Source organism: Acinetobacter sp. YH12117, assembly GCF_013418865.1.
Classification (GTDB): domain Bacteria; phylum Pseudomonadota; class Gammaproteobacteria; order Pseudomonadales; family Moraxellaceae; genus Acinetobacter; species Acinetobacter indicus.
In genome coordinates, this window is the sequence record NZ_VPBF01000009.1 from 72,936 (window position 1) to 85,756 (window position 12,821).

The window sequence follows — 12,821 nt, forward strand, 5'->3', positions numbered from 1 at the left end:
TTATACTCCTACCGCGACTGACACAGGCTCAGCAAGAGATACCGTCGGTGCTAGACCAATTGGGTAACCAATATAACCTGTAGGTAAATATTCAATCACTTGAACTGGAAGAACAATTGAAGTCTCACCTGCTTTCACAGTGATCTTCTGACCATCTTTCAGGTTCAAACGGCTTGCATCCTGTTCACCCACGGCAAACATGGCTTCAGGAATACGTGATTCCATCGCTGGTGTTTTAATGGTGAATTCACCTGACGCAAAAATATGATGCATTGGCACCAAACGGAAGCTGTCCGGATTGGCCAATACAGGGCTTGGTGCTACGAAGCTACGTGCTGGACGTTTTGGTAAACGGTCGAATAAACGTACGCCTGAATCACCACCTTTTAAGTGACCGCCCACGTTGTCCTGGAATTTGTTCCAGGCCTGTGGCGAGTTCCAGCCTGCAGACCACGCAAATGGCACCAGTGCAGATGGCGTCTGATTACCGACATAACCTTCCATCGAGAAAGTTAATGCAGAATCGACATCGGTCGGCTGTTTTGGTTCGTGAATCGAAAGCGGTGCACGAATGGCAGTACGGCCTGAGTAACGACGTGGTTCACGTGCCACTTTCAGACCATGGACACGGAAGCCCGCATCTGGTGCAACGTCTAAAATACCTTCTAATGCCGGTACGTTTTTCGCTACAGACTCGATCACATCATCCAGCAAGGTCCATGAAATCGCTTTACCTTTCATGCCAGTTTCAAGGGCATGTAACCAGCGCCAAGATTCTTTAATCGCCAGTTCCGGCTTGTAGTAGCTTGGGTCATACACTTGATAGAAACGCTGTGCACGGCCTTCTTGCGATACCACAGTACCATCACCTTCAGCGAAGCTTGCTGCTGAAAGTACGATGTCTGCTTTCGCCACAGTCGCAGTTTCAGAGTGGTCCAGCACAATAATGTCTTTACCTGCAAGTGCAGCATCGACCTGAGCCGCTGGTAAACGACGGTAAAGGTCATTTTCCACCACAATCACAGTGTCATAGTCTTGTGCAAAGGCTTGCTCCAAGCTCTGACCACCAAAGATCGCCAAGCCCATTGAGTTCACTTCAGGAACAGTCAATGTTAAGCCTGCATTACCAAGGTTTTGAGCCACTTGAGCCGCAGCTTCCATGATGGCAGCGTCTTGTAAGCTTGTACCAGAGATGATTAAAGGCTTCTTCGCCGCTTTTAAGGTATCTGCGATGGTTTGCGCAAATGCTTTGGCATCGTCATCTAAACCGGTAATCACTTCGCCTTTTACGCCAGCTGCAATAGCAAAGCCTAAACGCGCGATGTCATTTGGAGATGCAACCACTTCACCAGTTGCTACATCTGCTAGACGGGTTTGTGTTGCAGCCAGAATGTAAATCGGAGATTTCGCATCTTGCGCAATACGTTGTACTGGTTCAGCCAGCCATTCTTGAGTACGACGCTCTGCCGCCATTTCTTTGGCTTTGTTTTTCGCCGCTTGACGAACAGATAAAGCCATACGTGGTGCAGTTTGTGTCAGGTCTTCACCCAGAATTAACACGGCGTCATAGCTTTCAATTTCACGCATGCCCGGGTTGTAAACACCTTCGGTTTGCATGATTGATGCCGCCAGTTCCACCAGACTTTGCTCTTTTTGCGACATACCGGTTGAGTAGTTGTCCTGACCAACCAGTTCGCGCAGTGCAAAGTTCGATTCAAGCGAGGCACGTGGTGAGCCAATACCCAGCACTTTTTTGCCTTGAAGATTCTCAATCACGGTGTCTAATGCCTGATCGACAGACACAGTCGTGACATTTTGACCATCACGGAATTGTGGCTGACGCGGACGATCTTCACGGTTCACATAACCGGTACCGAAACGGCCTTTGTCACACAGGAAGTACTGGTTCACTTCACCATTGAAACGGTTTTCTACACGACGCAGTTCACCATAACGCTCACCTGGAGAAATGTTACAGCCTGAAGAACAGCCTTGGCATACGCTAGGCGCATACTGCATGTCCCACTTACGGTTGTAGCGCGCAGAGTGAGTTTTGTCGGTGAATACACCTGTTGGGCAGACTTCAGTCAGGTTACCCGAGAATTCAGATTCTAAAGTCCCTGATTCTGGACGACCGAAGTACACACGTGATGCGTTGGCATACACGCCAAAGTCGGTACCGCCAGCATAGTCTTTGTAGTAACGCACACAACGGTAACAGGCGATACAGCGGTTCATCTCGTGCGCAATAAACGAACCCAGTTCCTGGTTGTAATGCGTACGCTTGGTGAAACGGTAACGACGACGGTCGTGTTGCGTCATTACAGTCATATCCTGTAAATGACAGTGACCACCTTCTTCACAGACCGGACAGTCGTGCGGGTGGTTGGTCATCAAGAATTCAACAACAGAAGCTCGGAAATCTTTTGCTTCTTTGTCTTCAATCGAGATGTAGGTATTGTCAGCAGCAGGCGTCATACATGACATGACCAGACGACCACGCGTATCTTCAGGATTCGCGTATTGCGTCACAGCACATTGACGGCAAGAACCGACAGAACCTAAGGATGGATGCCAACAAAAATATGGGATGTCGATGCCAAGGCTTAAACAAGCTTGCAGCAAGTTTTCTGAGCCGTTGACTTCATACGATTTTCCATCGACATGAATTGTAGCCATAGTCGAATTCCTTAAGCTTGTTCTACGTTGCTGGTCTGAGCTGCGGCATTCACCACTTTCGCTTCAAACTCGCCACGGAAATATTTGAGTGCGCCCATTAACGGTTCCATCGCACCTGGTGCGTGTGCACAGAAAGTTTTACCAATCCAAAGCTTACGGGTCAGTTCCTGTAAGTGATCGATGTCTTCTTTCGTACCCGTACCATCTTCGAGTGCTTTCAGTGCTTTTACCGCCCACGGTAAACCATCACGGCAAGGTGTACACCAGCCACATGATTCACGCGCAAAGAATTCTTCTAAGTTACGGGTTGCTGAAACCATACATTGGGTTTCATCGACCACCATCAGCAGACAGGTACCTAAACGTGAACCCGCTTTCATGATGCTTTCTGCATCCATTGGCAGGTCAATGTGCTCAGCAGCCAGGAAGTCTGTTGATGCACCACCTGGTAACCATGCTTTCAGCTTCAGGCCGTCACGCATACCACCGGCATGTTCTTCAATCACTTCACGTGCAGTGGTACCAAAAGGCAGCTCCCAAAGACCTGGGAATTTCACCTTACCTGATGCACCGTAAATTTTCGTACCTGGATCTTTAGATTTACCCGCAGACAGGTTGATGTACCACTCAGGACCACGTAACAAAATGGCTGGCAAGTTGTTGTAGGTTTCTACGTTGTTGACAATCGTAGGACGACCCCACGCCCCTGCAACTTGCGGGAATGGCGGTTTGGTACGCGGATTGGCACGGCGACCTTCCAGCGAGTTAATCAGTGCGGTTTCTTCACCACAGATATAACGGCCCGCGCCGGTGTGTACATACAGCTCGAAGTTCCAGCCAGAACCCAGGATGTTGTCGCCCAGGTAACCTTTGGCACGAATCTGCTCAATTGCTTCATTTAAGTATTGTGCAGCTTCGATGTACTCACCACGGATAAAGATATAGCCGTGAGTCGCTTCCAGTGTATATGCCGCAATCAGCATACCTTCAATCAATTGATGTGGAAGTTTTTCCATCAACAAGCGGTCTTTGAAGGTACCCGGTTCCATTTCGTCGGCATTACAGATCAGGTAACGTGGACCTGAATTGTCATTTGGCGCCATCAGCGACCATTTGATGCCTGCCGGGAAGCCTGCACCACCACGACCTTTAACGGTTGCAGCTTTCACCACATCCAGCACTTCAGCCGGTGTCATGCTAATGGCTTTTTTGAAGCCGGCATAACCATCAAGCGCTTCGTAATCATCTGCATTACGAACATGCTCTTGTTTACTCAAACGCCAAGTTAATGGATGAGTTTCTGGGTTACCGTCGCCATAAATTGGTTTTGGTTCGGTATTCATACATACTTCTCCAATAACTGTTTAATTGATGTCACTTCAACCAGACCGTGAGTATCTTCATCAATCATTAACGTTGGACCTTTGTCACAGTTGCCCAGACAGCAGATTGGCAGCAAAGTGAAACGACCATCTGCAGTCGTTTGACCAAACTGAATACCAAGCTCGCGCTGGAACGCTTCTGCCAAAGTTTCCGCCCCCATCAAGAAGCACGCGATAGAGTCACACAAAAGAATAACGTGACGACCTACCGGTTGACGGTAAATACGGTTATAGAACGTTGCTACCCCTTCTAAATCAGCAACACTGATTGAAAGCAGTTGAGCAATCGCATTGAGCTGTGCGTCATCAATCCAGCCATTACGGCGTTGTACACACTTCAGCGCATCCAGAGATGCTGCACGTGGGTACGGATAGTGACCAATGTGATGTTCGATTTCGTGGATTTCATCCGCAGTTAAAATCCCTTCAACATTCACACGTGGCTTTTTATCAGTCAAAATCATCATAATGCGTTTACCCCTTAGCGATCCACGTCAGCCATTACGACATCAATTGTCGCTAAATAAATAATCAAGTCAGAGACCAGACTGCCGTTAATCACCGAAGGAATTTGCTGTAAGTGCGTGAAGGTTGGTGTACGGATACGGGTACGATAACTCATGGTTGACTTGTCTGAAGTCAAGTAGTAGTTCGACGCCCCTTTCACCACTTCTGCCATTACAGATGCTTCACCTGCCGGCATGACAGGCCCCCAAGACACGCTCAAGAAGTGCGTAATCAGGGTTTCAATATCTTGTAATGTCTTGTCTTTTGGTGGTGGAACAGCCAGAGGATGATCCGCTTTATATGGACCAGATGGCATGTTATCCAAGCACTGCTTGATGATTTTTAAAGACTGTTCGATTTCGCGGTAGTGAACGATGACACGCGCATAGGCATCACCTTCGTACTCCACCGGCACTTCGAAGTCATAGTTTTCATAGCCGCTGTATGGACGGTATTTACGTACGTCAAAGTCGATACCTGTTGCACGTAAACCGGTACCTGTCACACCCCAGGCCAATGCAGATTTTGCATCGTACTGCGCTACATTGCGGGTACGGCCTTCAAACACCGAGTTTTTCAGCGCTGCAGTATGGTATTCCTTCAGACGCTTTGGCATCCACTCCAGAATCTCGCGGATCAGGTGCTGCCAGTTGTTTGGAAGGTCATGCGCGGTACCGCCAATACGGAACCAGGCTGGGTGCATACGGTAACCGGTGATCGCTTCAATCGCGTCATAAATCTTCTGACGGTCGGCGAACATATAGAATACTGGGGTCATACCGCCGGCATCCTGAATTGCTGTACCGATATAAAGCAAGTGGTTATTGATACGGAACAGTTCCGACATCATCACACGGATACATTGTGCACGCTCTGGCACCTGAATACCGGCCAGCTGCTCCACACCCATCACATACGGCATGTTTTGCGCACAACCACCGAGGTAGTCGACACGGTCGGTATACGGAATGAATGAGTGCCAGGTTTGACGCTCAGCCATTTTCTCTACACCACGGTGGTGATAGCCGATGTCGGGTACACAGTCTTTTACTTCTTCACCATCCAGCTGCAAGATGACACGGAACGCACCGTGCGCAGATGGGTGGTTAGGACCCAAGTTCAGGAACATGAAGTCTTCGTCTTCGTTACCGCGGGTCAGCCCCCAGTCTTCCGGTACAAAACGTAAGTGTTCCTGTTCAAAATCCTGCTTGGCCTGGTTCTGCATATACGGGGTATATTCAGTGGCACGTGCAGAATATTCCTTGCGCAGCGGGTGACCTTCCCAATAGGTTGGCAGCAAGATACGACGGAGCATTGGATGCCCTTCGAAGTTAATGCCGAACATATCGTAAGCTTCACGCTCGTACCAGTTGGCATTTGGCCAGATATTGGTCGCAGTCGGAATATTCAGATCGTTCTCATTTAGCGCAACTTTGACACGGATATCGCTGTTACGTTCTAACGACAACAGGTGATAGAACACGGTAAAGTCAGATGCAGGCAATCCGTCGCGGTGCGTACGTAAACGCTCATCTACCGCAGACAGGTCAAACAGCATCACGTATGGACGTGACACTGTACGCAAGAACATCAAGACTTCTTGTACGCGTGCGCGCTCAACCCAGACCGTTGGAAAATCTTCAAAAGTCGTTTGCACATAGAAGTTCTCACCAAATTTGGTTTTGAGCTCTTCTACAATTGCAAATGCTGGGCGGGAATCAACTGCTGTTGATTCTGGCATAGCAATGTCAGTTTCAGCCATTGGCTTGGCTTCCTATTTAATACAAATTCAGTCAACCTAAACGACAACTACACCCATAACGGGTGCACCACGATTTTGTCGCTTAAATTATTTAATTTCATCCATAGAGCGCAGGTTTTTCACCGCAATACGCTGTGCTTGCTTACGGTCACGTTCTGGCATCATCTTTGGCTTATACACTGGCTTAAGATCATCACCAATCACCGCAGACAGCGGACGGCGCTCTAATTGAATTTGGTCTTGCAACAACATTAATGCCTGAATTAAGGCTTCAGGACGTGGTGGGCAACCTGGGATATACACATCGACAGGAATGATTTTATCCACACCTTGTACAACCGAATAAATATCGTACATACCGCCTGAGTTTGCACATGCACCCATTGAGATGACCCATTTTGGCTCAAGCATTTGCTCGTACAAACGCTGGATTACTGGGGCCATTTTCACGAAACAGGTACCGGCGACAATCATGAGGTCGGCCTGACGAGGTGAAGCACGAATAACCTCGGCACCAAAACGTGACAAGTCATGCACGCCGGTTAAAGTCGTTGCATACTCTACGTAGCAGCAAGATGTACCAAAGTTAAACGGCCAAACTGAGTTCTTACGCCCCCAGTTTACTGCTGTATGTGCCAAGTCTTCTAAACGAGTCATGAACACATTTTTATTCACTTCTTCTTCAAGCGGATCTGTAACGATCTGGCGCTCCTGAAGTGGATATTGATCAGCATCCGGATTCGCACGGGTTAAGGTATATTTCATCCCGAGTTACTCCTTATCAGATGATATAGCCTGTGATTTTTTCACATGACCAGCAGATTGAGCAGGAATTTGACCAGTAGGGTCGATTACCAGCTCTTCAATTGAGTTAAAGCGGGTAATTTCTGCAAGATCCATATTTGGTGAACCGATTTTAGGTTTAATCCCTGCAGCTTTACGTTTGTCAGATGGAGCCCAGTTCAGTGCACCGGTTGACAGTTCGTAAATCAAACCAACGAGTAAAACTAAAATAAATACAGCAGCCGTTGCAAAGCCCACCCAACCTACTTCACGAACAGAAGCTGCCCATGCGTATAGATAAAGTGCTTCTAAGTCGAACACAACGAAGAAAATCGCAACTAAATAGAACTTGGCAGACAAGCGAATGCGTGCACCACCTGCACTCACAACACCTGACTCAAACTGCTCCTGCTTGGCACGGCCCCATGATTTACCCCCTAGGAGTAACGGGACAGTGAGCATAAAGACGCATAAAAATGTAACGCCGATCACGAAGGCAATAATTGCCCATTCGTATGGAGTAATGGCACTCATGCGGGGATAACTCCTGGCAGGCCTATTTATTAACAAAGAATGTATGTATTGGCCTTCAAATACACCAAACACAAAATTAATCCCGCCAATTGTACCTGATTTATGATTTCACTTGCTAGCTTATAAGCCTTAGTCTTTCGGATGATTTTTCCGCGAAACAAATGCCAGAGCACCATTCTGTTGGCCCCTACAGGCCATAATCGCTTTACTAAATCAAGATGTGTTTATTTATTAATTTTTCCAAAATTTTGCATGAGTCGCTGCTATTGATCACTAAATTTGCAATGGCCAATCCTGCCAGCCGTATTCGGCTTCATTTACACCGAATTAAAATGATGATCTTATTCTGCGCCTGAATGCCGGCGTGATTTGTATATTTTTGCAATTTAAAGCGCTTAAGGCTTCATCAATCTGAAGGCTTATGGTATTCCTAAGAAGAACTATAAATTTCAATAATAAGGAGTACATACATGAGCTTAAAATTTACCCATCATCCTGAGTACTTTCTCTTTGCCCAGCTAATTATGCGTCATATTGAAAATTATATTGAGAAACATCCAGACGCGAACAATGCCATTTTCGATTTACGTGATATTTACGAGCTGTTCCGTCAGGACAAAGCCTCAGCCAGTATTAACCTCGATGGTATTTTAAATATTGCTGATGAGTACACGGTGGATACCCTGGACGGTGACCAGAAACTGATTAGCCGTTACAATATTGATGCCAAAGACAATAAGCTGCTGTTTGACTTTAATCAGGCTGCACTAGAAGGCCTTAAGAAAGGCAAAGCCCTGATTGCTCCGGATGCCAAAATCCAGGAATAAAACAAAAAAGCGTGTTTTGACAACACGCTTTTTTAATTAACTTTTACGTTGCCATAAAAATTGTGAAATGGCTCTTAATGCGGCGGCATCTTCAGCAAAGTAGTCTAGCGCCTGCAGGGCTTGATCATGCAAATCTGTGGCATAAGCCTGTGCCTGCTCCAGCCCCATCAATGCCGGATAGGTCGATTTCTCCACCTGTTCATCCTTCCCGGCAGTTTTGCCTAACACTTCAGTATCAGAAATAATATCCAGAATATCATCCTGGACCTGGAAGGCCAGACCAATCACCTGCCCATATTCGCGCAGTTGTGGAATCGCGCGATCGGTACCCTCAAAAATCGCTACTGCAGCCATCATAATCGCCGCAGAAATTAAAGCACCGGTTTTATTGCGATGAATCGTTTCTAACGCAGCCTGATCGACCTGCTTGCCTTCGGCCTGTAAATCCAGCACCTGTCCGCACACCATCTTGGAAGACGCGGTCGCCAGAATCTGCATCTGCTTTAGCACAATTGTCGCATCTACTGCCGCACCCTGATCAAACAAACGGCTGCCCAATACCTCAAAGGCCATTGACTGCAAAATATCACCGGCCAACAGTGCCGTATCTTCACCAAAAGCCGCATGACAGGTCGGCTGGCCACGGCGCAGCAAATCATTGTCCATACAAGGCAAATCATCATGCGCCAGCGAATAGCAGTGAATCAGCTCAATCGCCACCGCTGCACGGCGCACTGCCGCCATATTGGTATTCGGTTTTAAGGCTGCTGTGGCATAACACAAGGCCGGACGCACGCGTTTTCCACCCAGCATTACTGCATGATAGACCGCCCCTTTTAAAGGCTCAGGAATGGCAAAAGCGTCTAAGGCTGTCAATAAATCTTGTTGGATACGTTGTTGCGCTTCAGTCAACACAGTTACAGGGACGTCAGTGAGAGATGACACATTTGCCTCGAATTGGTTGTTCTATAAGATTGTTAGCCGTCACTGGCCAACCCCCTGTCCGCATTGTACCTCTAATTTAAGTTTTTTTAAGCCTTAACTACAGACAAGCGGATATTTCAGTTTTTTTCAGCTTTCGATCTCAATCCATAAAAAACGCCCCTATTGAACATAGAGGCGAATTCATTAATTCAGGCAAAATCAAGTCAGCGTTATTCCAGCACCTCGGCCGGTACACGTACCCAGCCTTCCATCAGCACCCGCGCACTACGGCTCATCACCGCTTTTTTCACCTGCCACTGACCGTTTTCCTGCACCGCTTGCGCGCCGACGCGTAAAGTCCCAGAAGGATGACCAAAACGCACCGCTTCACGCTCGCCACCACCAGCAGCCAGATTCACCAAGCTCCCCGGCACGGCAGCGGCTGTCCCAATGGCCACCGCAGCAGTGCCCATCATGGCATGGTGCAGTTTACCCATCGACAAGGCACGCACCAGCAAATCGACATCTTCAGCCTGAATATTTTTACCACTTGATGCGGTATAGCTCTGTGGACGCGCGACAAAAGCAATTTTCGGGGTATGCTGACGTTTTGCCGCTTCCGCCACATCATCAATCAAGCCCATCTGCTTAGCCCCATAGGCCCGGATTTTTTCAAAACGCGCCAGCGCCTCCGGATTACTATTAATGTCATCCTGCAATTCGGTACCGCTATAGCCAATTTCATCGGCATTTAAAAAGATGGTCGGAATACCGGCATTAATAAAAGTCGCCTGAAAAGTCCCGACATCTGGTACCACAAAGGTATCCACCACATTGCCAGTCGGAAACATGGCCCCGCCCTCTTCGCCATCATCGGCCGGATCTAAAAATTCAATTTGTACTTCTGCTGCCGGAAAAGTCACACCATCCAGCTCAAAATCACCGGTTTCCTGCACCTGGCCATCGGTGATTGGCACATGCGCGATAATGGTTTTCTGAATATTTTTCTGCCAGATACGCACAGTGCACAGACCGTTTTCTGGAATTTTATCGGCATCCACCAAGCCCTGACTGATGGCAAAGGCACCCACCGCAGCAGTCAGGTTGCCACAGTTACCGCTCCAGTCCACAAAAGGCTGATCAATTGCCACCTGACCAAATAGATAATCGACATCATGCTCCGGCTGGCTGCTTTTGGCCAGAATCACGGTTTTACTGGTACTGGAAGTGGCGCCGCCCATGCCATCAATCTGCTTGCCATAAGGGTCCGGGCTGCCAATGACCCGTAGCAGTAGCTGATCACGAATTTTTCCAGGCACTTGCGCTTCGACTGGTAAGTCATCCAATTTGAAAAAGACACCTTTACTGGTACCGCCACGCATATAGGTGGCTGCAATTTTAATTTGTGGAGCGCAGCGCATTCTTATCTAATCCTTTGATTTTTCGTTGTATTACATAATCCAAAGCAAGGTTTTTGCTTGCTTTAAATGATAACGTCTTTTGCTTAAAAAATCAGGTGAACTGGACTTAAGTATAAAATTTACCCAAATCTTTGGCTGCAGACTTGAAATTTTCAAGCCTAAAAAAATATAGCCAATAAAATTAATATCTTGATTCAATTATTGTTTCAACAAAATGACCATTTTTCGATTTTATGAGCTGTTCTGAAGCGACTGGTGATCTACTAGGCTAATTTGCAACTATCTATTACAATCGAGCCACTTATTATACATTGTCGGGCTGAACACTTTGAACAACGAGTCTTCTCAACTTCAGCGTGGCTTAAAGAACCGTCATATCCAACTCATCGCCATGGGCGGCGCGATTGGTACTGGCTTATTCTTAGGTTCCGCTCAAGTCATCCAATCCGCAGGTCCCTCTATTATTTTAGGCTATGCGATTGGGGGTTTGATTGCATTTTTAATTATGCGCCAACTGGGCGAAATGATTGTTCATGAACCAGTTGCAGGTTCTTTCAGCCATTTTGCTTATCGCTATTGGGGGAAATTCCCTGGCTTCCTGGCCGGCTGGAATTACTGGATTTTATATATTCTGGTCGCCATGACCGAACTCACCGCTGTCGCCAAATATATTAACTACTGGTGGCCGCATATTCCGGCCTGGTCCTCGGTCCTGTTTTTCTTTATTGTCATTACCCTGATCAACCTCGGCAATGTAAAATTTTATGGGGAATCAGAATTCTGGCTGGCAATTATTAAAGTGGCCGCAGTAGTATCGATGATCATTTTTGGTCTGTACCTCCTGTTGACCGCAGATGCCAACTCGACTGCTTCATTTAGCAACCTCTGGAGCCATGGCGGATTCTTCCCGCACGGCTTTGAAGGCTTATTCTTCATGCTGGCCTTCCTGATGTTTGCCTTTGGCGGGATCGAGCTAATTGGTATGGCAGCAGCAGAAGCGCAGGACCCGAAAAAGACTATTCCAAAAGCCATCAATCAGGTGGTGTTCCGTATCCTGATTTTCTATGTTGGTTCATTGACGATTTTACTGTCGTTAGTGCCATGGAATCAGCTGGAACTGGGCGGTCTGGATAAAAGCCCATTCGTGATGATCTTTAGCCAGTTAGGCATTGGCTGGGCGGCACATCTGCTGAACTTTATTATTTTAACGGCGGCGCTGTCGGTTTATAACAGTGGTATGTATGCCAATAGCCGGATGCTGTTCGGTCTGGCCCAACAAGGCAATGCGCCAAAAGTATTCCTGAAAGTGAACAAGCAAGGCGTGCCAATTCCTGCGGTGCTGTTCTCTGCCCTGCTGATTTTTGGCTGTGTATTGTTGAACTACTTTGTACCAGAAGACGCTTTAAGTCATCTGATTTATATTGTGGTCGGTGCCTTGGTACTGAACTGGGCCATGATTACCCTGACTCACCTGAAGTTTATTCAGGCCATGAAAAACTCAGGTCAAACCACCTCTTTCCCTGCACTGTGGTCACCTGTGGGTAACGTGATTGTGCTGCTGTTTATTGCCACCATCCTGTACATTATGTGGACCCAAGGCTTTAGCGAATCGGTGTATATGATTCCGGTCTGGATTGTGCTGATGTGGGGTCTGTTTAAATTGCTAAAACAAAAAAACAGCTAAGTTATTTTTACTGACAAAAGAAAAAGTTATTACTTCGGTAATAACTTTTTTTTCAGCTTTTTTTCAGCTAAATTAAGGGCGTTTTGTGCCCTTAGCTTAACTGGATAGAGCAGTTGCCTCCTAAGCGACCGGCGTGGGTTCGAGTCCCGCAGGGCACACCATCGTATCTATAAAAAAGGAAGGCGCATCTCCACTGCTGTCCCATAGTTTGCTTTAAATAAAAAAACCTGAGTCCTAACAGTTAAAATATGAGTGTAAACAAACACTTTAACGACCAGGATTCAGGTTTTGTCACATCAGAATACCGTATTTCATGAG

Annotated in this window: 10 protein-coding genes and 1 tRNA gene; 3 read left to right on the forward strand and 8 right to left on the reverse strand. The window is 47.1% G+C overall.

The features are described 5' to 3' along the window. The 6 genes from nuoG to ndhC form a co-directional block, all read right to left on the reverse strand. Positions 1–2,679: an NADH-quinone oxidoreductase subunit NuoG gene (gene nuoG / locus FTU55_RS05320; protein WP_005179641.1), complete on the reverse strand. Its 2,679-nt coding sequence runs from the start codon at positions 2,677–2,679 to the stop codon at positions 1–3. Between the two features lie 11 nt (positions 2,680–2,690). Next, positions 2,691–4,022, reverse strand: a complete 1,332-nt coding sequence (nuoF, locus tag FTU55_RS05325; protein ID WP_005179643.1) for an NADH-quinone oxidoreductase subunit NuoF — start codon at positions 4,020–4,022, stop codon at positions 2,691–2,693. After that, positions 4,019–4,528, reverse strand: a complete 510-nt coding sequence (gene nuoE / locus FTU55_RS05330) for an NADH-quinone oxidoreductase subunit NuoE (RefSeq protein WP_005179645.1) — start codon at positions 4,526–4,528, stop codon at positions 4,019–4,021. Before nuoE ends, nuoF begins: the two co-directional genes overlap by 4 nt. A 14-nt stretch (positions 4,529–4,542) precedes the next feature. After that, positions 4,543–6,330 (reverse strand): NADH-quinone oxidoreductase subunit C/D, encoded by a 1,788-nt coding sequence (gene nuoC / locus FTU55_RS05335; protein WP_005179647.1) that lies wholly within the window; start codon positions 6,328–6,330, stop codon positions 4,543–4,545. A gap of 87 nt (positions 6,331–6,417) precedes the next feature. Next, a complete protein-coding gene (locus FTU55_RS05340) occupies positions 6,418–7,095 on the reverse strand; it encodes an NADH-quinone oxidoreductase subunit B family protein (RefSeq protein WP_005179652.1) in 678 nt (225 codons plus the stop codon). A gap of 6 nt (positions 7,096–7,101) precedes the next feature. Next, positions 7,102–7,647, reverse strand: a complete 546-nt coding sequence (ndhC, locus tag FTU55_RS05345; RefSeq protein ID WP_005179655.1) for an NADH-quinone oxidoreductase subunit A — start codon at positions 7,645–7,647, stop codon at positions 7,102–7,104. A gap of 470 nt (positions 7,648–8,117) precedes the next feature. Here ndhC and FTU55_RS05350 point away from each other — a divergent pair, with 470 nt between their 5' ends. Beyond that, on the forward strand, positions 8,118–8,474 hold the full coding sequence (locus FTU55_RS05350; protein WP_104505625.1) for a hypothetical protein: 357 nt from the start codon (positions 8,118–8,120) through the stop codon (positions 8,472–8,474). A gap of 36 nt (positions 8,475–8,510) precedes the next feature. On the opposite strand, the gene FTU55_RS05355 is transcribed toward FTU55_RS05350, so the two are convergent. Next, complete coding sequence (locus FTU55_RS05355; RefSeq protein WP_005179661.1) at positions 8,511–9,419, reverse strand: farnesyl diphosphate synthase; 909 nt, start codon at positions 9,417–9,419, stop codon at positions 8,511–8,513. 209 nt (positions 9,420–9,628) lie between these two features. After that, a complete protein-coding gene (gene prpF / locus FTU55_RS05360; protein ID WP_163145532.1) occupies positions 9,629–10,819 on the reverse strand; it encodes a 2-methylaconitate cis-trans isomerase PrpF in 1,191 nt (396 codons plus the stop codon). 328 nt (positions 10,820–11,147) lie between these two features. Between prpF and FTU55_RS05365 the strand changes: the two genes are divergently transcribed. Continuing rightward, positions 11,148–12,503 carry an amino acid permease gene (locus tag FTU55_RS05365; RefSeq protein ID WP_034597873.1) on the forward strand — a complete coding sequence of 452 codons (1,356 nt, stop codon included), beginning with the start codon at positions 11,148–11,150 and terminating at the stop codon, positions 12,501–12,503. 85 nt (positions 12,504–12,588) lie between these two features. Continuing rightward, positions 12,589–12,664 (forward strand) — tRNA-Arg (locus FTU55_RS05370). Positions 12,665–12,821 lie beyond the last annotated feature (157 nt).